Here is a 25036-nt window from a genome sequence, read left to right on the forward strand (position 1 = left end):
TTGGAGCATATAGACGTATTCATCAGATCACTAGCGTCAACTGTTACATCTGGATTAAGTCGTCAGACAACTTCTCGCGACGTATGCTGATCTCTGCGTGTACATCGATCCCACGGCAGAAGGCACACCATTAGCGCAATCGACGACGCATTCCACGGGCTGAGGCACATCATCGCTTCTGGCGAACTCACCCCTGGCCAGCAGTTCCCGTCTGAGGCTCAGCTCTGTGATCGCCTGCAGGTGTCTCGTGGCTCGCTGCGTGAGGCCGTCCGCATGCTCGGCGCGCTCGGCGTGATCGAATCCCGGCACGGCTCTGGCACCTACGTCTCCGCGCTGGGGCCAGAGAACATCATCGGGGCGTTGGCCTTGACCGTCGATCTCATGCCGCTTGAGGGACTGATCGACATGTTCGAGTCACGCCGTGTACTCGAATCTCATGTGACCTCGCAGGCTGCAGCGCAGATGACGGATGCCGTCGCACTGGAGCTGGGCGCGATCCTTGATGAGCTCGAACAGACCACAGATCTAGAGACGGCTTCTGACCTCGACGCACAGTTTCACAACGGCATCAGCCTGCTTGCGCAGAATGAGACCATCGCGGTGTTGTTGCGGGTGTTCAGGTCCAGGTCCCGGTCGTACCAATTATTCGACCTGCCAGCAGGGCCAGAAATCAAGGCGCAGAGCGACGTCTCGCACCGCGAGATCCTGAATGCCCTGATCGCCCGAGATCCGGCGACGGCTGCGACCGCGGCTTCAGCCCACGTGCTGCAGACCGAGCGCTGGGCACGAGAGCACCGACCCACAGCCAGGCCGCGGCCGCTCACGACGAGCTAGTACCTGCGTACAGCGGCATGAAACGGGACGGTTCGGGCTCAGGTGGAGAGATCGTCCTCGTGTCGATTTCGCGTACTCCCGTTCGACCAATAAGTGAGGTGGTCGAATGTCGACCGTCCATTTCTGAAGTTCGAGTGTCACGGGCGGAAGGGTAGGTCCCGGGCTGGTGAGCAAATCGGATGCACGGCGTGCCGTTGAGGTGGTGTGGCGGATGGAATCCGCCCGCATCGTCGGCGCGCTCGCCCGTTACACCGGAGAGTTCTCGCTGGCAGAGGATCTGGCCCAGGAGGCGCTGGCGGAGGCGCTGGTTTCTTGGGCGGTCGATGGGATTCCGGCCGAGCCGGTCGGTTGGCTGCTCACAGTGGGCCGGCGCCGAGCGATCGATACTTTTCGTCGTCGGGCTGGTCGCGACGAACGCTATCGGCTTCTTGCTCGCGACCTCGATGAGGGACTGCCCGGTGCAGACGCGCTGTTCAACGTGGATGCGATCGATGACGATGTGCTTGCTCTGATGTTCACGTCATGTCATCCGGTGCTCTCGAAGGAATCGCGGATCGCACTAACGCTGCGAGTTGTGGGCGGGCTGACCACCGACGAAATCGCCAAAGCCTTCCTCGTATCCGTCCCGACGATCCAGGCGCGCATCACCCGCGCCAAGAAGACACTCGCCGCCACCCACGTCCCCTTTGTCGTACCCGAGCGCCATGAGATGGCCGAGCGACTCGGGTCTGTGCTCCACGTCATCTACGTCATATTCACGGAAGGCTCGTCTGCCTCAACCGGTAGCGATTGGATTCGCACTGATTTGACCAGTGAGGCGCGTCGACTGGTGCGGGTGCTCGTGCGTCTCGAGCCGGAGCCCGAAGTTTTCGGGCTACTCGCATTGCTCGAACTCACTGCTGCACGCTTTCCTGCGCGCGTCGACGCACTGGGGCGCTCCGTCCTGTTAGAAGACCAAGACCGACGCCTCTGGGATCAGGCCGCTATCCGGCGCGGACAAGCCGCTCTCGCCAGGGCGGTCGGGGCGGGGCGGGGCCTCGGGGCCTACGGTCTCCAGGCGTCAATTGCTGAATGTCACGCGAGGGCGCGCTCAGTGTCAGAGACAGACTGGCCGCGAATAGTCATCCTTTATGAAGCCCTCGGGCGGCTGACACCGTCACCCATTATCGAGCTGGGTCGTGCAGTTGCGGTCGCAATGGCGTCCGGACCGGCGGATGGCCTCGAGCTGGTTGACGCCATTGCGCAGCGCGGTGAGCTGGCCGGCTCGCACGTGCTCCCCTCGATCCGCGGCGAGCTGCTTACCCGCCTGCATCGTCGGGACGAAGCGCAGTCGGCATATCAGGCGGCAATAGGGCTGTGCGGTAACGCCGTCGAGCGCGCGGCTCTTGAGCGCAAACTCGACGGTTTAGTTGACGGTAGCGACATCCGCTGATCCCCGCCTATGCAACCCACTGATGCAAAGAAATGGGCTCTCTCTCACTCGTCTACGTCAGGTCGTCGAAGTCGCCGCGCACCCATGCCACGTGCCGAGCGGCAGAGCGATGAATCGCACCGTGTGCATCAGACGGGATCGCCCAGCCGAAGTTGCCATAGAGCCGATCAAACGGCGAGGCAAGCGTGGTGGTCGCGATCCGGTCAACCACGGCGCCAGAGAGCGGGATGTTGTTCGGGTAACTTCTCATGAATCCCACCCACTTGCCATCCTGGGTCGGGAACAACGTGTCACCTGAAAAGACCACACCGCGACCGTTCGCGCCATCCGCCCAGATGGCAATCTTGCTCCCGGCAAAGTGTCCGCCGATTGTACGGATCGTCACCCCTGGAACAACCTCGAGATCCTCGGCTCCAATGTATTCAATGGCAGCATCCGGGCGCTGCACCCAGCGACGATCTGCGTCCGCGACAAGCACGGGAACACCGCCGAGGGCGCGCGACCACGCAACTTGGGCTCCGAAATGATGGGGGTGGCTGGCGACGATGGCCGCCACCGGTCCCAGTTCGAGAACGGCGGCGGCCCCGGTGGCGTCCACATATCCGATGGGATCCCAGAGCACGTTGCCGGCATCCGTTTGGATGAGGTGCGTGCGCTGTCCGATGCCGACGATGGGGTTGGCCCTGACGCCGAAGAGCCTTGGCTCGACAGTTTCGATTGTCACGTGTGTGCCGGCTGCGCTCAATTCCTCAAGGGTGGTCCAGGTCTGACCGGCAGCTGGCACGTACTGCCGCTCGTCGGAGCAGATGGCGCAGACGACGGGTGGAGTGTTCGCATCCGCTTGCTCGACGCCACACGTTCTACAGATCCATATGGGCATGGTGGAGTTCCTCGTCCTTTCGCAATACTTCGCTTAGAGCTGGCCGGTCTGCTCGCGCCAGGCTCGCTCCTTCTGGATCCACTCGCTGTCCTGGGGGAACTCATCGATTGTGGTGACCCGCCGGATTTCAGTCTTACTTCCGGCAGTCAGCGGGGCACGCTTGGCCCATTCAACTGCCTCCTGGATTGAAGCGACATCCAGGATGTAGTAGCCGTTGAACAGCTCCTTGAGTTCGCCATATGGGCCATCGGTCACGACAGGCGTCTCGCCGCTGAAGTCGACAACGACCCCTTCGCTCGGGTCGGCGAGCCCTTCGGCTGCCAGAAGAACACCCGCGCGAATCAACTCGTCGTTGTAACGACCGATGCTCTCGAGAATCTCCCCGAAATCATGGCTCATGAAACTGGCGAAGGATTCCTCAGTCGCCCGCATGATCAACATGTACTTGGCCATTTCGTGTTCCTTCTCACTCTCGAAGGTCGCGTCTCGACCTCCTCATACCCAAGGTCGAACGGCGACGGGCTGAATCGACACTCCACAGAAAAATTGTCGAAAACACATCGCTGCGACCATTTATCACCGGAATCTGACCAAAGGAGCTGAACGGTGGAGGCCGCGATGCCCCTACCTAGTCATGCAACTGTGGCAGCGTCTTGACCACGGGTCGAATAGTCGACGGGCCACGGTCGCGCGGCAACTCCGACCATGTTCCACGCAGTGATCGTCACGATGAGAGAGAGCACTGCTGCGAGCTCGGTCTCGGTAAACAGCCGACGTGCGGCAGCAACGGCGTCATCAGGAACGCGGGTCGAGGCCGCCAACGTCACAACCTCCGTGAATGCCAGCGCTGCGCGCTCTCGTTCGGTGAAGGCCGCACTCTCGTTCCACACCGCGATCGCCGCGAGGCGGCGCACGGTCTCACCGCTCGCCAGCGCATCGGTCGTATGGACGTCGACGCAGTACGCGCAGCCGTTGATTTGTGATGCTCGAATCCGCACCAACTCGCGCAGGGGCGGTTCAATCGATGCGGAGTCGAGGACGCGTGAGGTGGCGGCATCCAGAGAGGCTAGAGCGCGCACGAAAGGCTCGGCAATGGTGTCCATTTCCAAACGGACGGGGACATCAGTTGTATCGATCATGAGTGGTCTCCTTTGTTGTGGGTTTTGGATGAAACGGTCGGGACCGCAACGATCGCCGCAACCGCGACATGCAATGCGATCGCCCAGCCAACGAATGCCAGTGTGCTCGAATCTGGTTCGGACACGATTGCGAATTATTGTCGAAAAATGTTCAGTTACGCGATAATCAACCAGGATTAGAAAGAAGATGGTTGAAAATGCCAGGTAATCGTTTCGACTCGACTGATCGATCCATCCTGCAGAACCTTCAACAGCACGGGAGGATGGCGAACAACGAGCTTGCCGACATCGTCTCGCTGTCTCCCTCATCGTGTCTTCGGCGCACAAAGGCGCTCGAGGAAGCGGGAGTTATTTCGTCTTACCGCGCTGAGCTGGACCGCGACCTGCTCGGCCTCGGACTCACGGTCTTCATATCCCTCAAGGTGAACCAACACTCACGTGAACGATCGAGGGAAATAGAAGCGGCGCTCGTGGCAATCCCCGCGATCGTTGCGTGCCACGTCGTCGCAGGAGAGGCCGATTTCCTCGTCGAAGCAGCCGTTCCCAACCTCGCGGTGTACGAACAAGTACTCCTGGGCCAAATTCTGGCTATCGAACCCATCACCGACGCGCGAAGTTCCTTTGCGATCCGCACCGTACTCTCGCGCGGGCCGCTCCCGGTATCCCAGCTGAGTGGCTCAAGCGCTATATAGCGAGCACGAGCACGTCCCGGTTTACCGACTCAGACCCGGTTACCCGCGTGTGGCCGTTAACGATAAAGACTCCCCGCGCACCTCGGCCCACAGATTCAGACCCGGTTACCCGCGTGTGCGTGTTAACGATAAAGACTCCCCGCGCACCCGCCAGAGCCCGGTTACCCTTGCTACGTTTCCGTCCTGGGGGAGTTGGCCTGGATGGCGCCACGCGGGGAGCCATTACCCAGTGTAATCGAACTCTGACGCTCTCGCGATTCGCCGCGTGAACTTGCAGCATCGGCGCGGCGAGCGTTCACTGGGAATGGAGGTATTAACTATGAAAATTGCCATCGCAGGTGGGCACGGCCATATCGCGCTCCTACTCGAAAAGCAGCTGTCAGATGCCGGCCACCAGGCCATCGCGCTGATCAGGAACCCCGAGCACGCATCCGACGTGCTGGCCGCCGGTGGAATCCCGGTGCAGATCGACCTGGAGGCTGTCGATGCCCCAACCCTCGCCCTCGATCTTCGCGGCGTCGACGCTGTCGTCTTCGCCGCAGGAGCCGGCCCCAATAGCACTGCAGAGCGCAAACTCACCGTTGACCGCGATGGCGCAATCCTGTTGGCTGATGCCGCCGAGCAAGCCGGTATCCGTCGCTATGTGTTGATCTCAGCGATGTCGGCCGACGATTTTGATCCGAACTCCGATGACGTGTTCCAGGTCTACTTGAAGGCCAAGAGCGAGGCGGATGCCAACGTACGCGCCCGCGATCTCGACTGGACGATCGTGCGCCCAGGAGGTCTCACCGATGACCCGCCGACGGGCAAGGTGAATCTTGCGACCAGCACGGGCCGCGGCAGCATTCCGCGGGCGGATGTTGCGGGGCTGATCACCGAACTCCTCACGACAGGTGCGGGCGTTGGCGTGCAGTTCGAGGCAATCAGCGGTGACGTCCCTGTGCGTGACGCTGTGAGCGCGCTCAAGCCCTAGTGCCCTCGCAGATCCGGCCGACTGCTGCTCGATACCGGTCAGATCCGCTGTTCGGTGATCCACAAAACGGGCAGGTGGCACGAGCACCCCTTCAGACCGGGTAGGATTTCCTGAGGTCGTTTCCTTCGGGATGCGACTCAGTTGGAGAATTCGCCTAGTGGCCTATGGCGCACGCTTGGAAAGCGTGTTGGGTGAAAGCCCTCGGGGGTTCGAATCCCCCATTCTCCGCCAAAAACGTATCGCCCGGCCGTCAGGCCGGGCGATACGTCGTTAACAGCGACTGCGATTCGAGGAGGAGCGAGGGCGGAGCCCGAACGACGGGGTCACCTCAGACCCTCGCGGACCGCAATTAAAACGTCAGTAAACCCCCAGAAAGTCCACTACCCCCCGAAATGTGGCTATTGAAGGTGCTCGAAGTGGGGCAGACTCTCAGTACCGTTTCGTTCTGCCCCCGATTATTGGGGCAGACAGGGTGCACCGAACGTGACGATGTCACCGCAGCTGCAGGCATTCTTCACTACCGTTCGCCGTCATTTCAATCGATTCTTGAGGCTGGGGAGCCTCCAGAGCCTGAAAACACAGGTTGATTGATAGTTGGATTTCTAGACAAAAAAGGGGTCAGGTGTTCAAGGGGGTCGAAAACGAGCGCACGCATGAAATTCGGCCACTCGGTCATCTATTTCGGCAAACGGTCATCGCGATACTGGCGTTCTTTCTGCCCCTTTTTGCCGTGTTGTACTGGCTTACGATTCCGCACGATCTCTGGCTCTTGGTCGCACTCAGCCAACTTCTCGCCACGGCGCTCATTTTCTACGGCGTCTACGCACACCGTCACACGAGCATCCACGTCTCACACCGGGGATTCAGCGAGCGCGGATTTTTTGGCCGCACGACGCAGCACGCAGCGGCCGAAGTCGACACGATCATCTTCCTTGAGATGTACCAGAGCGACACGCTCGACACCTACGCCCAACTCTTCGTCACAGAGAAAAGTGGAAAAGTGATCCTGCGGATGCGGGGCCAGTTCTGGGCGAGGGCCGACATGGAAATGGTCGTCGAAGAGCTCGCCGCCCCCGTTGTACGAATCAACGCGCCGATGACCCTCAATGAGCTCAACCGGATCAGCCCCGAACTGCTCTACTGGTTCGAGCGACGCCCGGTCAGCCGCTCGGCATCCTGACGCGGTAGACGCCTAACGGCGTCGGCGAGTTCCGAAAATTCCGGCGACCACCCCGGTGACAATCGATTTGGTCACACTCGATCCCAACACCTGATCGAGCACTGTCTTTTCTGGTTTCGAGCGAGTGCGCGTACCCGATTTCGACGAACCCCGTGGCTGGGTCTCTTTCATCAGCCTGTCGTACTCGGCCTGCGCCTTCTTCTCAGCCTGCGACTGCTCGCTGGCGACTTCAGCCTTCGCCTTCTCGGCAGTGTTGGCGGCCTCCAATTTGGTGGCGAGGATCTCTCTGGCCGATTCACGATCGATGGCGGTTCCATACTTTGCAAACAGGGGTGAGGCAGCGACAGTCTGCTGAATCTGATCGGCCGGGGTGGGAGACATCGAGCCTTGCGGCGCGCGAAGCCTTGTCCATGCCACGGGACTCGGCGCCCCTTTCTCATTCATGACAGTCACGATTGCTTCACCGGTTCCGAGCGTTGTCAGCACTTCGGCCAGGTCGTAACCCGAGTTGGGGTAGGTCGATACTGTCGCCTTCAGCGCCTGGGCGTCATCCGGTGTAAATGCACGCAACTGATGCTGCACGCGAGAGCCGAGTTGCGCCAGCACATCACCAGGGACGTCCTTGGGCGTCTGGGTGACGAAAAAGATGCCGACACCCTTCGAGCGGATGAGACGCACCGTCTGCGTGATCGATGCCAGAAAGTCCTTCGACGCGTCCTTGAACAACAGGTGAGCCTCATCGAAGAAGAACACCAGCTTGGGCTTGTCGAGGTCGCCCACCTCTGGCAGGTCGTTGTAGAGGTCGGCCAGCAACCACATCAGGAAGGTGGAGAACAGTGCCGGCTTATCTTGTACGCCTGGCACCTCGAGCAGGCTGACAACGCCCCTGCCGTCGGCCGCCTGCGCGAGGAACTCGGCGGTGTCGATCTCGGGCTCGCCGAAGAAGACGTCGGCGCCCTGATCGGCGAACGTGATGAGTTCGCGCAGGATCACCCCGACAGTCGCGCTGGAGAGACCTCCGAGCCCGACGAGCTCGGCCTTGCCCTCGTCGCTGATCAGATAGGTGAGCACAGCGCGCAGATCGGTGAGATCGAGCAGCGGAAGTCCGGCCTTGTCGGCGTAATGGAAGACCAGGCCAAGGCTTGACTCCTGAGTGTCGTTCAGGCCGAGCACCTTGGAGAGCAGCAGAGGCCCGAACCCAGCGACAGTCGCCCGAATGGGGATGCCGGCCCCGATGCCGCCCAGCGAGTAGTACTCGGTGGGCGTGGCGACGGGCTGCCAATCCTGCCCGATGCCCTGCGTACGAGCCAGCAGTTTGTCATTCGAGGTGCCCGGACTCGCGATGCCAGACAGGTCGCCCTTGATGTCAGCGGCGAACACCGCGACACCGTTGGCCGAGAGCTGTTCGGCCAGCACCTGCAGCGTCTTGGTTTTGCCAGTGCCTGTCGCTCCCGCCACCAGCCCGTGCCTGTTGGTCATGGCAAGCGGGATGCGAATCTGCACGTCCGGCCTGGCATCCCCGTTGACCAGGGAACCCATCTCGAGCGCAGGCCCGTCAAAGGTGTAGCCGGCTCTGATGGCATCGACGTGCGTTTCGTCGAGGGGTCCGCTGGCGGATGGGGTTGGCGCAGGCGCGGACGGAGCTGGCGCAGAGTCGGATGCAGACTCGGGCTTCTGTTTCGCCGCGGCGGCTGCTGCCGCCTCCTGTGCCCGCCTCACCGCCGCCTCTGCGTCGGCCTGCGCCTGCTTGGCTGCGGCCAGGGCGGCATCCGCCGCGGCTTGTGCTGCTGCTACCGGATCCACATCGCTCTGGCTCATGGCCAGAATATTAGGCGCTCAGGTGCACATCGGCGAGGGAAACTCAGATAACTGCGCTGCAGCACGTCCGCAACCGATACAGATATCGGTCGCATGAGAGAGTAATTACATGATCGAGATCCTGAATGCCCCCGAATTGGCCAAGGCACGGTTGTCAGGGGGCCTGGTCGCCGACATCCTGCAGGCCCTGAAGAGCCGTTGTGTTGTCGGCACTAACCTGCTGGAAATCGATAAGTGGGCCAAGGCCATGATCCTCGAAGCCGGAGCGGAGTCCTGCTACGTCGACTACGCGCCGTCCTTTGGGCGCGGGCCGTTCGGCCACTACATCTGCACCGGTGTCAACGATGCCGTACTCCACGGTCTGCCCCGTGACTACGCGCTTGCCGACGGCGATTTACTGACACTCGACCTCGCTGTCCTCCTCGACGGGATCGCTGCAGACTCGGCCATCAGCTTCATCGTGGGTGACACGCAGCCCGCAGAAAGCGTTGCGATGATCGCCGCGACCGAGCGCGCATTGAGCGCAGGAATAGCCGCCGCCAAGCCCGGGGCTCGCATCGGCGATATCTCTCACGCAATCGGCGAGGTCCTCAGCGAGGCGGGCTACCAGGTCAACATTGATTTTGGCGGCCATGGCATCGGATCGACGATGCACCAGGACCCGCACGTACCGAACGACGGGCGACCGGGCCGTGGTTACACGCTGCGTCCAGGACTGCTGCTTGCGTTGGAACCCTGGGTGATGGCCGACACCGCTGAACTCGTCACAGACGCAGATGGCTGGACTCTGCGCAGCGCCACAGGCTGCCGGACAGCCCACACAGAACACACGATCGCCATCACCGACGATGGAGCCGAGATCCTGACGTTGCCGACCAGGGCGCATTCCTGAGGCTGGTGCCGGGCGGGCCTCGCAGCTCAGACAAGTACGAGCGGTGCGGCCAGCGCCCAATCCCGCACGAGGTCGTCGCGAACGGTGACACCGATGCCCGGCCCGGTCGGCACCCGTAGCTGCCCGCGGTGCTCGTCGTTGCCGAGAATAAACGGCTCCTCAATCACGTCTTCGGCGAAATACCTGTCAGAGGCCGAGGTGTCACCCGGCACGCTGAATCCGGGTAGCGCGGCGAGAGCAACATTTGCTGCACGGCCGATACCTGTCTCCAGCATCCCGCCGCACCAGACCGGAACGTCGAGCGCCAGGCAGACATCGTGGATCCGCACGGCCTCAAGGTAGCCGCCGACGCGTCCGGCCTTGATATTGATCACCGATGTGGCACCGCGTTCGATCGCGTCGATGGCGACGTCGACGTTGACGATCGACTCGTCGAGGCACACCGGCGTCGTGATCGCGTGCGCAAGCAACACGTGTGCAGCGATATCTTCTTCGACGAACGGCTGCTCGATGAGCAGCAGGTTGAACGGGTCGAGCTGGCGCAGGTGGTCGATGTCGTCGACGGTGTACGCGGTGTTCGCGTCGACCTGCAGGGCGGCATCCGCTCCGATGAGTGCACGCACAGCGGCGACAGGAGCAAGGTCCCAGCCTGGTTTGATCTTCAGTTTGATCCGCCGGTAGCCCGCATCAACGTAGCTCGATACTTCGGCGAGCAGTGTGTCGATGTCTGGACTGATTCCCACCGAGACGCCACAATCGACCCAGTCGGTAGCCGCACCGAAATAGGTGCCGAGTGACATGCCGGATGCCCGCAACTCGGCATCGAGGACCGCTGCTTCAAGGGCGGCCTTCGCCATTCGATGACCGACGACGAACTTGAGCGTCCTGGCAACACTGTCGGCTGTCACATCCGCTGCCGCAAGCAGTGCGGGGGCCAGATAGTGCCGAATGACATGCTCGCAGCCATCGACGTACTCCGAGCTGTACAGCGGCGCGTCCATGGCGACACACTCACCCCACCCCTCGGACGCCGCTCCGTCGACGTCTCCCCTGACATGCACCAACAGCACGACCCGGGCCGTCTGCCTGCCGAATGAGGTCTCGAACGGTCGTACCAGCGGCATCGCAATGCGGTGCAGGGTGATCGACTCAAGCTTCACGAGGTATTCCATTCGGCGCATCGGAGGTGAGCACGTAGTCGTTGATCGCATTGAGTTCGGGACGCAGCCCGAGCAAGAAGGCATCCGTGAACACCACGCGCGATTCAACCCGCATGGCCGAGGCCGCGTCAAGGTCATCGACGCGCAGCTGTTCGAAGTCGGGCGCCAGAGCGTATTCGCCGAGCGCCGTCCATTCCGGCGGCTTCACTCCCGTCAGGGCATTGATCACCCGCGGTGAGGACAAGTCCCAGCGCACCTCGAAGCGATCGCTGCGATCACTTCCCGAGATCGCATCGTCGAGCTGACCGTAGAAATCGGGCAGGAACCGCACGGCCTCTGCACCCAACTTCACCAGGTTGAAGTGGGCGTTGCGGCGGATAAGCGGATCGAACGTCCAGCGCATGTCAGCCACGCCATGTTCCAGGCACAGGGCCCGCTGGAAGAGCTTGATGGCATACCCGACACCGCCGCTTCGCTGCCACGGCACTACCGCCGCCATATGCGAGTGCAGGTGGATGCCGTCGCTCCAGCCCAGGAAGCCGAGCGCGGCACCAACGGGTCGACTATCGGCCGTGGCGATCAGCACGGTGTTTCCCGCGTAGTCGAGGGCAAGCAGGAAAGAGCGGTCGGGGCTTCTGCCCACGCCCCAGGTACGTTCGAACAGGCCGATCACCGCGCTCATGTCACCCGGCTCGGCCATCCGCACGCTTACGCCTGCGGCCACCGCTGCGGCCTCCGCCAGGCGGTATGCCTCACGCACGAGCTCTCGGTCATCGGTCATGCTTCGAGTAGACCACACAGACAGGGCAGTACGCAGTAAGGCGCTGCCGGTCAGTGCTCTCGATTGACGCGCTCGCCGCTGCAGCCGAGACCTGCTCGCCCGGCTACAGCGGCAACACGTCGATCAACGGACAAGATTGCTGCCCCCCGATGAACAGCTAACGGCTCGGGCTCGTGAATGTCCATCCCCTAAAAGGGGGTAGGCAATTGAGCTGCGCAGGCGCTAGTGCGCAGAGCGAGCGGGGGTCGCTCCCCCATCCGCGTTCGGTCTCTGACGCAGATTTCGTTCGCCGTCAAGGCGGGCTGCCAGCGGCACCCAGACCACGATTGCCACTCCAATACCGACGAGCAGTCCGCCGATGGTATCGGTGAGCCAGTGGGCGCCGAGATAGGTGCGGCTGAGCATCATGACCACCGTGTAGATCGCCCCGGCCACCCACACCCAGACGCGCGGAAAGATGATGCCGAGAGTCACAGCCATCGTTGCCGCATTCGCTACATGCCCCGATGGGAATGAACCGAAATCGGAGGTCACAAGAATGTCTTCTGGCCTGGCACGGCCGAAGACGTTTTTCAGGATCTGCACGACGGCGCTACTGAGCAGGGTGGCCGCCAGATAGTAGAGCGCGGCGGTAGGCCGCTTGACAAGCAGGAGCGCAACGATGATCACGATCGGCACCACGAAGATTCCAATGATGCCGCCACCAATGTAGTTCATCGCTAACGAGGGCACGGTCCACCACGGAGAGCGGTGCTCGATGATCTCACTCATCCACTCGACATCGAGCACTGTCGGCTCTCCATTGGCCCTGACGATGAGCAGGGCTCCGAGCAGACCGGCCAGCACCAGCGCTCCGATTCCGCTGATCAGCGGCCAGCGATGACTGATGCGCTTGGCGTTCGGGCTCGCGGCATCCGTCGGCTGCTGCTCACTGTGATTCATTTGTCCATGCTAAGCGAGGGATCAGATACCACGTGGGTGAAACGGCCGACTAGTGCGACAGCGCGGTTAGTGCGACAGCGCAGGAACCGACCTCGGGCGAACCACAGTCCACAACACGATGATCGCGATAGATGACGTCACGATCATCACCGCACCCATCGGGGTTGCCGTCTCGACACCGAGCCAGCCGACGATTGGCGAGACGAGGCCCGCGATGCCGAAGTTGAGGGCGCCAAGCAACGATGCTGCGGTTCCGGCCTCGTGTCCGTGACCGTTGAGCGCGATGACTTGCGTGCAGGGGAAGCTGAAACCACAGGCGGCGATGAAGAACCAGAGCGGGATCAGCGTGCCCCAGAGACCGACGCTGGCCTGGTCAAGCACAACGATGAGGATTGCCATCACAGCCATCGCGGATGTCGTGGCCACCAGGATCCACTGCGGCGGCACATCCATTTTGTGCATAAGCCGCGAACTGGTCTGCACGCCGATGATGACGCCGATCGAGTTGACGGCGAACAGCACCCCGTACTGCTGCGGGTTGAATTCGTAGACCTGCTGGAACAGGAACGACGACGACGAGAGGTAGGCGAACAGTCCGGTGAACGTCATGGCGCCCACGATGGCGACGCCGACGAAGATTCGGTCAGTCAGAACCGCCTTGAACCGCTGCCCCAGGCTGCTGTGCCCGGCCACGTGGCGCTCTTCCTTCGGAAGGGTCTCAACGAGGAAGAGCAGGACGGCGGCGATGACGAGGGTGCCGTAGATCGCAAGGACCCAGAAGATGCCGCGCCAGTCCATCACCAGCAACAGCTGCGAGCCGAGCACGGGCGCCAGTACCGGCGCGAGACCGTTCACCAGGGCGAGCCTGGAGAGCATCTTGACGAGGGGCTTGCCACCGAAGAGATCCCGGACCATCGCCATGGCAACCACACCACCGGCAGCAGCACCGAAGCCCTGCAGCACGCGGAACACACCGAGCCACACAATGTCCTGGGACAGCGCTGCACCCACACAGGCGAGCACGTGGAATGCCGTCGCCAGGATCAGGGGCAGCCTGCGGCCGATCTTGTCGCTCCACGGTCCGACAACGAGCTGCCCGACACCGAACCCGATCATTGTTCCGGTCAGCGTGAGCTGGATTGCGGCAGCTGACACACCGAGTTCACGCTCGAGCGTGGGGAATGCCGGGAGGTACAGGTCGATCGTGAACGGACCGAGTGCGGTGAGCGCGCCGAGAACCAGGATGTAGACCAGTCGCTGGCGGGCGGAAAGACGGTCTCCGGGGTGAAAAACAGAACTCACTAACTGGTGTCCTTGACGTTGTGGGGTGGAATGGGAAGCTCATCCGGCTCGGCAGGCCCCGTTCGCGCGCACAGGTGTACAACGATGCAGGAGCACTGACCGAATCTGGCTGCGGCGACAGGAGGCAGTGACACGAATCGGTACACAACCAAGAGACTAAAAGCCGTCCGTCGCGTTCCGCATTCCCAATCGAATCGATTCGATAGCGTCACGGATCAGCCTAATGGCGCGCGGGGTCCGTCACAAAACAGAATTTGGCTCTATTTTGAAATCGGCCGTCGTCAGGCCGGCGCGGCCGCACTTGACGCCAAAGTGACTGCCTCGAATCCGCTCGGGTCACCCAGCACCCGCTCGAACGCGAGCTCTGCCGCCCCGATCATCAGCAGGTTGGAGCCGAGTTCCGCCGCGCTGACGCGCACGCTGCCGAACGACGCGGGAAGCGCGTTTTCGGCAACAGCTGCGAGCAATCGCTCGGGGTCGACGACGAGCAATGAAGCGAGGAATCCGCCAAGCACGATCAGCTGCGGGTTCAGGATGTTGACGGCCCCGGCCAGCGCGACGCCCAGATAGTCGAGTTGGGCATTGACCGTGGCGCGAACCTCGGCGGAGTCAGAGGCGAGGAGAGCGCGCTCCAGCTCGTCGGCATCCGCACTGGCAAGTCCGAGAACGCGCAGCAGGTCGCGGCGGGTAACCTCGGCCTCAAGCGTGCCGGTGACGCCGGCAGAATCTGTGTTGCCGCTGCTGCTCACCCTGGTGTGGCCGAACTCGCCCGCGTAGCCGTCGACCCCGCCGATGGCAACGCCGCCGACGATGAGACCGCCACCGATTCCGCTGGCACCGCCGTTGAGGTAGATGAGATCGGTGAGGCCCTTGCCCGCGCCGAAATACCGCTCGGCCATCGCGCCGAGGCTGGCATCGTTGGCGGCGAAGACCGGATAACCGGTCGCCAGCTCCAGCATTTCGGCCAGCGGTTCGTCGACCCAACCGAGGTGCGGGGCGTGCCGCACGAGTCCGTCCTGGGCACGGACGAGTCCAGGCACGGCAACGCCGATTCCGACAATCCGTGCGTTCGGGTCGAGTTCGGTACGGAGGTCAGCGATGACGCGGACGGCGATGTCCACCGCCTCGACCGCGGTCGGCGCGGCGTCGACAGCATGGCGGATGCGACGGTGCACGGTCCCATCGAGACCGACGATCCCCACTGTGATGGCATCGATTTCGGGGTTGATGGCCACAGCGACGACGTGCTCGTTCACTGCGACGATCGGGCTGGGACGACCGACCTGGTTGGTGTGGTCAGGCTCCCGCTCGACCGCGAGGCCAAGTTCGACGAGTTCTGCGACCAACGCCGCGATAGTCGACCTGTTCAGACCTGTAAGGCGGGTCAGCTGGGATCGTGAAGAGGCACCATTTCGATGCACCAGGCGCAGGATCGTCGACAGATTGTGCCGCCTGACGTCGTCATGATTGTTTCCCTGCACGGTCTGCCTCTTTCGCGTCAACACCCCTGACCAGCTACCCGCTCAGCCGTGACTGCTAGTCATCCGCTGGCGATCCGGATCGCTCAAGATTACCCGCCGAGATGCAGTGTAGGTTCACGCCAACCCAATTTTGTGGTGGCAGTCTACAAATCGGCGCGAAATCGGAGTTGTGGTCGTTATGGGGCGCTCAGAACGACCACAACTCCGATTTCGCGCAGATGACGACCTTTCCGTCTATTGCGCGACCGGTGTCGCCGCCTGCGCGGCGAGCGCTGAATGCGGGCGCGGGCCGCGAGACCGATGACGCCGCGCTCACCGTGATGTCGCCATCCGTTTCGGTGACGGTAAAGGTGACGACCGACCCGTCGAGAGGATTGGTGACCTCGACGGTGCGGGTGCCGCTGAAGCCCGGGTAGACGGTGAGCAATGCTCCGTCGGTGTAGTCGTAGTCGGGCCTGTCGGTACGCGAGCCCGTGACGATGACGGCCCCCTCGCGCACCCACAGCGGGATGCTGTCGAACGCGTGGGTCTCGGTGCGCCAGCCTCCTCCGGAGACGACAACACCGGTGAGGTAGTTGGTCCACGTGCCCGCCGGCAGGTAGTACCGCACCTCTCCTGCAGCGCTGAAGACCGGCGCGACGAGCAAGTCCGGACCGAGCAGGTATTGCCGATCGAGGTACTCGGTGGCTGGGTCATCGCCGAATTCCAGCTGCATCGGACGCATGAACGGGGTACCGCTCCTGTGCGCTTCCAGCCCGACCTCGTAGAGGTATGGCATCAACGCCAACTTGAGCGTCGTGAAGCGACGGGTCACGTCGACAGCGCTCTGGCCTGGCGCCTCGCTGCCGTCGTCGAACAGCCACGGCACCCGGTAGCTCGTTGACCCGTGCAGCCGGGAGTGACTCGACATCAGGCCGAAGGCCAGCCAGCGTTTGAAGACAGCGGCGTCTGGCATGCCCTCGAATCCGCCGATGTCGTGGCTCCAGTAGCCGAAGCCGCTGAAGGCTAGCGACAGTCCGCCGCGCAGCGTCTCGGCCATCGATTCGAAGCTGGATGAGTTATCTCCACCCCAGTGCACCGGCTGCTGCTGACCACCGACAGTGGCAGACCGAGCGAACAGCACGGCATCCCCCTCGCCCCTGTGCTCTTGCAGCACCTCGAAGACGGCCTTGTTGTAGAGCTGGGTATAGAGGTTGTGCATGACGAGAGGCGAGCTGCCGTCGTGCCAAACCACATCCGTTGGGATGCGTTCGCCGAAGTCGGTCTTGATGGCGTCGACGCCCTGGCTGAAGAGGTGACGCAACTTGCCCTGGAACCAGGTGACGGCCTCCGGGTTAGTGAAGTCGACCAGGCCCATGCCTGCCTGCCACATGTCCCACTGCCAGACGTCGCCGTTCGGCTTCTTCACGAGGTAGCCGGCTGCCTTGGCCTCGGCGAAGATGTCGGCGCGCTGGGCGATGTAGGGGTTGATCCAGGCGCTGACGTGCAGGTTCTTGTCGTGCAGCCTGGCCAGCATGCCCTCAGGGTCTGGGAAGACGCGAGGGTCCCACTCGAAGTCGGTCCAGTTGAATTCGCGCATCCAGAAGCAGTCAAAGTGGAACACGGAGAGCGGCAGGTCGCGCTCGGCCATGCCATCAATGAAGCTGTTCACTGTGGCTTCGTCGTACTGGGTGGTGAAAGAGGTCGACAGCCACAGTCCGTATGACCAGGCAGGAACGCGGGCAGGACGCCCGGTGAGGCGCGTGTAACGCTCGAGGATCTCCTTCTTGGTTGGCCCGTAAATCACCAGGTATTCCAGGGCCTCGCCCGCAACCGAGAACTGCACCTCCTCGACCGACTCGGTGCCGACCTCGAACGAGACGTGCTCCGGGTGGTTGACGAGCACACCGTAGCCGCGGTTAGTGAGGTAGAACGGGATGTTCTTGTACGACTGCTCGCTCGACGTGCCGCCATCGGCATTCCAGATGTCGATGGTCTGGCCGTTCTTCACGAGCGGGCCGAACCGTTCACCGAGCCCGTAGACGAGTTCCCCGACGCCGAGCGAGAGGCGGCCGTGCACATAAGCGGATGCCGGTGCCAGACCCGTCGTTGTCACGCCGGATACCCCGGCTGGCTCGGTGGTGATCGGCGCATCGTCGTCGAGGGTGAGGTAGCCGATCGACTTGTGGCCACTGGATGTGAGGCGCGTGCCTTCTGCATCGAATGTCAGGTTCCACGGCGCACCGCGGGTGATGCGAGCGGTGAGGGGTCCTGCAGTGATCGTGCCGTCGGCATCCGTCACCGCGACCTCGCCGTGGCCTGGTTCTTCACCGACGAGCTCGAAGCCGGGGCCGGTATCGCCGCCGGTGTTTTTCTCAATCCGAACACGGATGACGCCCTCAAGCGGCGACGACAGAGTAATCCCGAGCAACGCCCGGTTGAGCACGTCTCCGCGACGCTCGATGACTTTGGTGGGTGCAGAGATTTGCAGGCTATTGCCACGCTGATCGATGTCGTATGCCTCCTGAGCGTAGAGGGCATCGACGCCGGGCCTGACGTGCCAGAATCCATCGGTGAATTTCATAACTACTTGACTGCCCCTGCGGTGATGCCCCTGGTGAGGGTGCGTTGGAAGATGAGGAAGAAGATCAGCGTGGGCAACAGGCCAAGCAGAGCGGATGCGCTCGTGGTGGTGACGTCCATCATGCGGTCACCCTGCAGCACGCTGATCGCGACGGGAACGGTTTGGGTCGCGTTGCTCACCAGGAAGGTGAGCGGAATCAGGAATTCGTTCCAGGTCCAGATAAAGAAGAAGATCAGCAGCACACTGAGCGTGGGTCGCGTGATGGGGAAGACGACCCGCCAGAGGATGGTGAATCGGCTCGCGCCATCGATCGAGGCGGCCTCGAGGATCTCGCGCGGGAAGGTGCCGAGCACGGATGCCAGCAGATAGGTGCCGAACGCGCTCTGGATCACCACGAAGATGATGATGACGGCCCACTGGTTGTCGTACAGTCCGACCAGCTTGAACATGAAGTACAGCGGGTAGAGCAGCACCTCCTGCGGCAGCATGTTGGCCAGCAGGATGAGGAGCACGATCCAGGTGCGGCCCTTGACCCGGCCGATGCCGAGCGCGAAGGCGTTCAGCAGCGAGATGACGACGGCGAGAACTGCGACGGTTCCTGAGATGAAGAAACTGTTCCAGAGTTTCTGCGGGAAGTTAACGCGCTGCCAGAACGAGGTCAGCCCGTCGAAATAGAGCTCCTTCGGCAGGGAGAGAGGGCCAGACGTGTTGTACTCACTCGGCGATTTGAACGAGTTGAGCAGGATCAGAAGGAACGGCACGGCGATGAGCAGGCCGATCAGGATGGCGACGACGAGGATGAGCCAGTCGCCAGGCGTCTTTCTCGTCATCCCTCCCTTGCCCTTTTTCGCGGTGGGGCGCGACGGCGCAGGCTGTGGTGTGGGAGCGGGCTTCGGGAGGGCGGCGTCTGCCGGATTCTTCAGGGTGGTTGACGACATCAGCGTTCCTCTTCCTTGCGCTCGAGCCGGGTCTGGGCGATGACGAATACCACTGCGACAGCGGCGACCACGATCGTCAGCGCCGTTGCGATGGTGGCTCCGTATCCGACCTGCTGTGACTGGAAGAACTCGCTGTACGCGTAGTAGGCCGGCACGATGGTCGACGTGCCTGGGCCACCGCCGGTCAGGGTGTAAATGGGGCCGAACACCTTGAGCGCCGCGATCGTGCAAGTGAGGGTGACGACGAAGATCTCAGGCCGGATGATGCTGACCGTGATGGCACGGAATCGCTGGAACCAGTTCGCCCCATCGAGCTCTGCAGCCTCGTAGAGTTCGGGGTCGACGCGTTGCAGCGCGGCCATGAAGATGACGATTGGGTAGCCAAGCTGTACCCAGATCATGATGATCATGATGCTGGGAAGCGCGGTGTCAGGGCTGCCGAGCCAGTTGTGCTGCAGTGAGCCGAGCCCGATTGCCTCAAGCACCTGGTTGAGCGCGCCATTCTGCGGCCGAAGGATCCAGCCGATCACGATTGCGGCGATCACCGCTGGCAGGATCTGCGGCAGGTAATAGGTAGCGCGAAGGAAGCTGGCGAGCTTGCCGCCGAACTTCTTGCCGATGAGGTCGAAGAGCATGGCGGCGAGCACGAGTCCGAGCAGTGTTGGCACGACGACCATGGCAACCACCATGGCGATCGAGTTGCCGAACGACGCCCAGAATGTGCTGTCACCGAGGAGCTTCTCCCAGTTGTCGAGCCCAATCCACTCCGGGGGCTTGATGCCCCGGTATTGCGTGAAGGTAAGGTAGATGTTCCAGACCAGCGGAATCAGGATGATCAGGGTGATCAGCGTGAGGCCTGGCACGAGGTACACCCAGAAGCCCTTACTGCTGCTGCCGGGGATGAGGCTGCGGTACTGCGGCTTTCGACGTACCGGTTCGTCGATTGCGAGAGAAGTCGCCATGCGAATTCCTATCCTTGCGAGGTAGCCGGGGGCCGTGTCAGGCCCCCGGCTAGTGGAACGGATGGTGCGAATGGTGCGATTTGTGCGGCAGCTGCCCGGAGTTAGCCGACGATGTCGTCGACGCCTGACTGGTACTGCTCACCGAGCTGCTTCTGAACGTCCTTGACCGACTTGGTACCGTTCAAGAGCTCCTGCAGGCCGGCATTCAGCTCGTCGTAGAACGTCGAGGTGGGCCAGTCCGGGTAGAAGGCGATGCCATCCTTCTCGGTCAGCGCGTTGAAGTTCGCAATGAGTTCCTGGCTCTTCGGGTCGGTGATGTCAGCGGTGTTCGCCGCTACAGGAATTCCACCGTTGTTGCCAATCAGCGCCTGGATTTCTGGACGCATCGTGATGTCAATGAATTTGTATGCCAGTTCCTTGTTCTTCGCGTTCTCAGGCACGACCCACATGTTGCCGGCGGATCCGGGTGACAGCTCGGTCTCAGGGAAGAGGAAGGTACCCCAGTCGAAGCCAGTTGCTTCTGTCGTGAAGCGGTTGTACCACCAGCTACCGGAGAAGAAGATCGGGTACGTGCCGTCGATGAAGGAGGTGCCGGCATCTTCAGCCTTCAGGCCGGTTGCATCCGTGCTGATGTAGCCGGCATCCGTCCAATCCTTGATCGTCTGGGTGGCGTAGCTGATCTCAGGGCCCTGCCAGTCGATGGGGTTGCTGTAGAGCTGGTAGTCATTCACCCAGTCACGGTCGGCCTTCGCCAGCGCGAGCTGGTACCAGAGCTGACCAAGCGGGTACTCGGTTGCGGCCTCGGCGAGCGGGGTGATCCCCTTCGCCTGGAACGCAGCGAGCACGTCTTCGAACTCGGACAGCGTTGTCGGGACCTCGAGGCCGTTGGCCGCGAACATGTCCTTGTTGTAGTAGACCTCGACGTACTCGCCGTAATTCGGCACGCCGTACCAGGAGCCATCACCCATGACACCGTTGTCGTCGTATTTGGCCGTTGTCTGCAGCGATGGGGCGAGCTTGTCTGCCCAGCCGAATTCATCAACAGCGTCATCGAGGTTGGACAGCAGCCCCTGGCTGGCCAGCAGGCCGGCGGTGGCGTTGCCCTTGTTGTACTCGAGCACGTCTGGCGCCTCGTTGGAGTTCAGCACCTGGCTCGCGGTGGAGCGGATCTGCTCGAAGCTCTTCTCTTCGAATTCGACGGTTGCGTCCGTCTCCTCTTCGAAAGTCTTGATTGCCTCGTCCCAGGCGATTCCCATCGCACTGTCTGCGCTCTCGAAGTGCCAGAGCTTCAGGGTCTTGCCATCTTCGGCCGAATCACCGGAGCCGGAGGCCGAGCAGCCGGAGAGGACCAGAGCACTGGCGCCCAGGAGGGCGATGCCGGCCAGGAGCTTTCTGCTTTTCTTCATGAGTACTACTTCCTTGTAGGGCCGCCGTAGCGGCTTGGATTCATGGGATGACGCATGGTGACGCGTGAAACGAATGTGTCGAAACGTTTCGATAATCGCTGTGAAAATGTCCTTTCGATGCGGAGGCGGTTAGGGAAGGTGAGGGGAGGCCGTTGAGCCGAGAGCGATGTAGCGGGGCTCGATGAGTTCGACGTGTGGGAGCGCATCGCCCTGGAGCTGCGCCATGATCAGCTGAACTGCGCGGGAACATGACTCGCCTGACGGCAGTGGAATGACGTCGAGCGGCGGGTTCAGATGGTCGGTTTCGAAGCTGGAACAGGCCGACACGACCGAGAGATCTTCTGGCACTCTGATGCCGCGCTGGCTCAATAATTCGAGCACCATCGACTGCACGGGTTCGTTCGAGTTGAGCACCAGTGCCGTCATTGCCGGCAGCGCCTCAGAGAGTGCGTCGAGAGCCGACTTCACTCCGGCCGAGTCCTCGGCCGACGGTATGAATGCCGAATCAATGCCATGCTTGGCGGTCTCGGCCAGGAACGAGTCCCTGAAGCGCGGCGGAAAGTTAGAACCCCGCTCGTACACGATCGGGGCCTGGCCGAGCAGCCCGATCCGCGAATGACCGAGTCCCACCAGACGCTGCACGCTCATTTCGGCCGCGCGCTCGAAATCAAGGTCGACACAGGTGAGCCCGGTGGTGTCGCTCGGGATGCCGACAACGGTGGCCGGCAGCCCCAGCTCACGGATGAGATCCGTGCGCACATCTTCTGTCGACACATCAAGCAACAGGATTCCGTCGACCAGCGACGACCGAGCAACCCGGCGCAGTCCGCTCGTGGCTTCGTCCTGCGTGAGCAGCAGCACGTCATAGTTGTATTCGCGTGCAGCCTTCACGATTGCGAGCACAAAAGTCATGTGCGCCGGAGCGTAGGTTCCCGAGTGCAGCGGGGCACTCAACGCGAAGATGTTTGTGCGGCTGCCCTTGAGCATTTGCGCCCCGGCGTTCGGCCGGTAGTCAAGCTCCTGCACCGCGAGATCGATTCGTCGGCGAGTGGATTCTGCGATCGACCGCTTGCCACTAAGTGCGTACGAAACTGTCGAAATGGACACACCGGCGACGCGTGCAACGTCGTGGATATTGGCCATCAGAACTCCATTGTCTAAACGTTTCGATAGTGCGTTGATCAGGAGCCTAAAACAGCCGGATGCCGAACCGCAAGACATTTGTGGTAATTGACGACAAATTCAATGCAGAGAGTTGAGCAGCCGCTCAGAGAGCGTCATCCGCTACCCGCAGCGCGAGCACAACACCTGCATCACGGAGCCAGCGTCGCGGATCAGCCATCGCATCCGCTGGCGAGCCCGCCAGGTCGGTCAGCGACACGGCCTCGGCAAATCCAAAGCTCTGTACCCCGATCGACCCGGCAACGAGCAACGCCTTCGCCCCAGAATCATTGGCCAGACCGGTTATGTATGCGGGTACTTTGCCCGCGGCCGACTGACTGTCGAATCGCCCCTCGCCGGTGATCACCACGGATGCCGTAGCCACGGCATCCGGAACCCCGAGCGCTGCCCCGATCGCTGCAGAACCCGGTGCGATCTCGGCACCCCAGTGCAACAGGCCGAACCCCGTTCCCCCTGCCGCACCCGCTCCCGGACACTCCGCGTCCGCTGGCAGCAGCCGGGTGAGGTTGCGAAGCCCCGATTCCATCTCGTTCACCTGTGCGGTATTCGCACCCTTCTGTGGCCCGAAGACGCTCGCGGCACCGAACCGCCCAAGCAGCGGATTGGTCACATCGGAGAGGACCAGCGCGCCACCGGCCGGAATGGATCGCAAGCCGGTCACATCGATCGCCGCCAGGTTCTCAAGCCCTCGATTGCCCAGTGCGATCGAATCGCCGGCCCGATCAACGAAACGCGCACCGAGCGCCCGCAGGGCACCTGCGCCGCCGTCAGTCGATGAGCTGCCACCGATGGCAAGCAGCAGCCGCCCTACGCCATGATCAAGCGCTGCAGCGATGGCCTGCCCGAAGCCGAAGGTGTGGGCGTCGAGCGGCCGCAATGGATTGAGCAGCGCGATGCCGCTCGTGTTCGCAAGCTCGACGACAGCCGTGCCGCCCGGCACAGCCAGCGGCGCAGTCAGCGGCACAGCCAGCGGCGCGGATGCATCCGGCGGTTCGGGTGCATCCGGAGCATCGGGCAGCAACAGCCAGTACGCGTAGACGGCGCGATCGTCGGGGCCGCGTACGGTGACGGGCATCCGGATGCTGCCGGGCACCGCCATCTCGAACGCCTCAAGCGTGCCCTCTCCCCCGTCGGCCATCGGCAACAGCCGCACATCGTCATCCGGTCGTACCGACAACCAGCCGTCAGCAATCGCCACGGCAACCTCGAGAGCACTCGCGGTTCCCTTGAATGAATCAGGGGCGATGACGACGCGCATCAGGCCGGTTCAGCAGTCGCGGCGCCAGCAGGCAGCGGCGCCGTGCTCTGTCGCACAACCAGACTTGTCGCCAGATCCATCCGGCGATTCTCCAGCTGTGGCTCCTTACGCAGCTGCAGCACCAGCTTCGCCGCTTCCTCCGCCATCTCAGTGAGGGGCTGCCGCACTGTCGTCAGCGGCGGACCGACCCAGCGCGCGACGGGCAAATCATCGTAACCGACGACCGAAAGATCGGCCGGAATCGAGAGACCGAGGGTGCGGGCCGCCTCGTACACGCCCATCGCCTGCAGGTCGCTGCCCGAGAAGATCGCACTCGGCCGCTCGCTGCGCTGCAGCAACTCCATCGCCCGGCGCTGTCCGCCCTCCGGATGAAAATCACCCTCAACGACCAGTGTCGGATCGAAGGCGATACCCGCGGCCTCCAGGGCGGCACGGTATCCGCCGACCCTCGCACGACTGCACATCATCTCGTCTGGTCCGCTGATCATGCCGATACGCGTGTGACCCAGGCTGACCAGGTGTTGGGTGGCGGCAAAGCCGCCCGACCAGTTCGCCGAACCGATCGACGGCACGTCAGGAGCGGGATCCCCCGCCGGGTCGACAACGACGAATGGGATGTTCCGTGTCGCCAGCTGCTGCTTGTAGTCGGCAGAGAGGTCGGAGAAGATCAGGATGACGCCGGCCGGGTTGCGCTGCAGCACGCCGTCGATCCAGCCGACACCGGGCGAATGCCTGTCACCACTCTCTGTGAGGATGATGCTCATGCCGTTGGCCCTGGCCACTCGCTCGACACCGCGAATCACCTCGATTGCCCAGGCACTGTCGAGTTCGTGGAACACCAGCTCGATCAAAGGAGCGGATGCCGCGGCATCCCCCCGCTTGCTGTAACCGTTGGTGGCCAGCAGCGCTTCAACCCGCGCTCGCGTCGCCGGGGCGACGTCGCCCCGGCCATTCAGCACCTTCGACACCGTCGGTAGCGACACTGCTGCCTGCTCAGCGATCGAGGACAGGGTGACCCTGGTCGCGTCACCCATCTCTTCGTGCAACATTTCTGATTCCTTACGTACGACATTCGGCGGCGATGCTTGCGCAGCAATCCAACGATGTCAATCCAAACGATTTCGAATAGCGTATCGAAACTTTCGTTTCCGGGTGACGACAGTATTCCACCATGATCCCGCCGAACATCCGGCACAACTCCGCACCTGAATTACCTTTTTG

Annotated in this window: 22 protein-coding genes, 1 tRNA gene and 1 other RNA gene; 7 read left to right on the forward strand and 17 right to left on the reverse strand. The window is 62.4% G+C overall.

The genetic code is table 11. The features are described 5' to 3' along the window. The first annotated feature begins 159 nt into the window (after positions 1-159). Positions 160-834, forward strand: coding sequence for a FadR/GntR family transcriptional regulator (locus ACMT3I_RS09460; RefSeq protein ID WP_414804488.1), 675 nt, complete (start codon positions 160-162; stop codon positions 832-834). 166 nt (positions 835-1000) lie between these two features. After that, positions 1001-2266, forward strand: coding sequence for an RNA polymerase sigma factor (locus tag ACMT3I_RS09465; RefSeq protein WP_414804238.1), 1266 nt, complete (start codon positions 1001-1003; stop codon positions 2264-2266). Positions 2267-2318: 52 nt separating this feature from the next. On the opposite strand, the gene ACMT3I_RS09470 is transcribed toward ACMT3I_RS09465, so the two are convergent. The 3 genes from ACMT3I_RS09470 to ACMT3I_RS09480 form a co-directional block, all read right to left on the reverse strand. Continuing rightward, on the reverse strand, positions 2319-3146 hold the full coding sequence (locus ACMT3I_RS09470) for a hydrolase (RefSeq protein ID WP_414804239.1): 828 nt from the start codon (positions 3144-3146) through the stop codon (positions 2319-2321). A 33-nt stretch (positions 3147-3179) separates the two neighbouring features. After that, a complete protein-coding gene (locus ACMT3I_RS09475) occupies positions 3180-3599 on the reverse strand; it encodes a YciI family protein (RefSeq protein ID WP_414804240.1) in 420 nt (139 codons plus the stop codon). A gap of 179 nt (positions 3600-3778) precedes the next feature. Then, positions 3779-4285: a carboxymuconolactone decarboxylase family protein gene (locus ACMT3I_RS09480; protein ID WP_414804241.1), complete on the reverse strand. Its 507-nt coding sequence runs from the start codon at positions 4283-4285 to the stop codon at positions 3779-3781. A gap of 197 nt (positions 4286-4482) precedes the next feature. Between ACMT3I_RS09480 and ACMT3I_RS09485 the strand changes: the two genes are divergently transcribed. Beyond that, on the forward strand, positions 4483-4977 hold the full coding sequence (locus ACMT3I_RS09485) for an Lrp/AsnC family transcriptional regulator (RefSeq protein WP_414804242.1): 495 nt from the start codon (positions 4483-4485) through the stop codon (positions 4975-4977). Positions 4978-5104: 127 nt separating this feature from the next. On the opposite strand, the gene ffs is transcribed toward ACMT3I_RS09485, so the two are convergent. Next, an RNA gene (gene ffs, locus ACMT3I_RS09490) (signal recognition particle sRNA small type) lies at positions 5105-5201 on the reverse strand. Between the two features lie 95 nt (positions 5202-5296). Between ffs and ACMT3I_RS09495 the strand changes: the two genes are divergently transcribed. The 3 genes from ACMT3I_RS09495 to ACMT3I_RS09505 all read left to right on the forward strand — a co-directional run bounded on the left by ACMT3I_RS09495 (position 5297) and on the right by ACMT3I_RS09505 (position 7130). Then, positions 5297-5950 carry an SDR family oxidoreductase gene (locus ACMT3I_RS09495; protein WP_414804243.1) on the forward strand — a complete coding sequence of 218 codons (654 nt, stop codon included), beginning with the start codon at positions 5297-5299 and terminating at the stop codon, positions 5948-5950. A gap of 143 nt (positions 5951-6093) precedes the next feature. After that, positions 6094-6181 (forward strand) — tRNA-Ser (locus tag ACMT3I_RS09500). A 499-nt stretch (positions 6182-6680) separates the two neighbouring features. Next, positions 6681-7130 carry a hypothetical protein gene (locus ACMT3I_RS09505; RefSeq protein WP_414804244.1) on the forward strand — a complete coding sequence of 150 codons (450 nt, stop codon included), beginning with the start codon at positions 6681-6683 and terminating at the stop codon, positions 7128-7130. Positions 7131-7142: 12 nt separating this feature from the next. Here ACMT3I_RS09505 and ACMT3I_RS09510 read toward each other — a convergent pair whose 3' ends face one another. After that, on the reverse strand, positions 7143-8948 hold the full coding sequence (locus ACMT3I_RS09510; protein WP_414804245.1) for a helicase HerA-like domain-containing protein: 1806 nt from the start codon (positions 8946-8948) through the stop codon (positions 7143-7145). A gap of 109 nt (positions 8949-9057) precedes the next feature. On the opposite strand from ACMT3I_RS09510, the gene map reads away from it, so the two are divergent. Then, on the forward strand, positions 9058-9840 hold the full coding sequence (gene map / locus ACMT3I_RS09515) for a type I methionyl aminopeptidase (RefSeq protein ID WP_414804246.1): 783 nt from the start codon (positions 9058-9060) through the stop codon (positions 9838-9840). 26 nt (positions 9841-9866) lie between these two features. On the opposite strand, the gene menC is transcribed toward map, so the two are convergent. The 12 genes from menC to ACMT3I_RS09575 form a co-directional block, all read right to left on the reverse strand. Continuing rightward, positions 9867-11000 carry an o-succinylbenzoate synthase gene (gene menC / locus ACMT3I_RS09520; RefSeq protein WP_414804489.1) on the reverse strand — a complete coding sequence of 378 codons (1134 nt, stop codon included), beginning with the start codon at positions 10998-11000 and terminating at the stop codon, positions 9867-9869. Beyond that, the gene (locus tag ACMT3I_RS09525) at positions 10990-11781 is read right to left on the reverse strand and encodes a hypothetical protein (RefSeq protein WP_414804247.1); all 792 of its coding nucleotides are present in this window, start codon (positions 11779-11781) and stop codon (positions 10990-10992) included. Before ACMT3I_RS09525 ends, menC begins: the two co-directional genes overlap by 11 nt. A gap of 222 nt (positions 11782-12003) precedes the next feature. Next, complete coding sequence (locus ACMT3I_RS09530; protein ID WP_414804248.1) at positions 12004-12723, reverse strand: phosphatase PAP2 family protein; 720 nt, start codon at positions 12721-12723, stop codon at positions 12004-12006. A 66-nt stretch (positions 12724-12789) separates the two neighbouring features. Next, positions 12790-14025: a multidrug effflux MFS transporter gene (locus ACMT3I_RS09535; protein WP_414804249.1), complete on the reverse strand. Its 1236-nt coding sequence runs from the start codon at positions 14023-14025 to the stop codon at positions 12790-12792. A 281-nt stretch (positions 14026-14306) separates the two neighbouring features. Then, the gene (locus tag ACMT3I_RS09540; protein ID WP_414804250.1) at positions 14307-15506 is read right to left on the reverse strand and encodes an ROK family protein; all 1200 of its coding nucleotides are present in this window, start codon (positions 15504-15506) and stop codon (positions 14307-14309) included. Between the two features lie 187 nt (positions 15507-15693). After that, positions 15694-18069 carry an alpha-xylosidase gene (gene yicI / locus ACMT3I_RS09545; protein WP_414804251.1) on the reverse strand — a complete coding sequence of 792 codons (2376 nt, stop codon included), beginning with the start codon at positions 18067-18069 and terminating at the stop codon, positions 15694-15696. A 2-nt stretch (positions 18070-18071) separates the two neighbouring features. Continuing rightward, positions 18072-18899 carry a carbohydrate ABC transporter permease gene (locus ACMT3I_RS09550; protein ID WP_414804490.1) on the reverse strand — a complete coding sequence of 276 codons (828 nt, stop codon included), beginning with the start codon at positions 18897-18899 and terminating at the stop codon, positions 18072-18074. 107 nt (positions 18900-19006) lie between these two features. After that, positions 19007-19969, reverse strand: a complete 963-nt coding sequence (locus ACMT3I_RS09555; protein ID WP_414804252.1) for a carbohydrate ABC transporter permease — start codon at positions 19967-19969, stop codon at positions 19007-19009. Positions 19970-20070: 101 nt separating this feature from the next. Continuing rightward, positions 20071-21375, reverse strand: coding sequence for an ABC transporter substrate-binding protein (locus tag ACMT3I_RS09560; RefSeq protein ID WP_414804253.1), 1305 nt, complete (start codon positions 21373-21375; stop codon positions 20071-20073). Positions 21376-21504: 129 nt separating this feature from the next. Continuing rightward, the gene (locus ACMT3I_RS09565) at positions 21505-22518 is read right to left on the reverse strand and encodes a LacI family DNA-binding transcriptional regulator (protein ID WP_414804254.1); all 1014 of its coding nucleotides are present in this window, start codon (positions 22516-22518) and stop codon (positions 21505-21507) included. A gap of 124 nt (positions 22519-22642) precedes the next feature. Then, positions 22643-23815, reverse strand: coding sequence for a glycerate kinase (locus tag ACMT3I_RS09570; protein ID WP_414804255.1), 1173 nt, complete (start codon positions 23813-23815; stop codon positions 22643-22645). Continuing rightward, on the reverse strand, positions 23815-24864 hold the full coding sequence (locus tag ACMT3I_RS09575) for a LacI family DNA-binding transcriptional regulator (protein ID WP_414804256.1): 1050 nt from the start codon (positions 24862-24864) through the stop codon (positions 23815-23817). Before ACMT3I_RS09575 ends, ACMT3I_RS09570 begins: the two co-directional genes overlap by 1 nt. Positions 24865-25036 lie beyond the last annotated feature (172 nt).

It is taken from the genome of Leifsonia sp. A12D58 (genome assembly GCF_047530025.1).
GTDB lineage: Bacteria > Actinomycetota > Actinomycetes > Actinomycetales > Microbacteriaceae > Cryobacterium.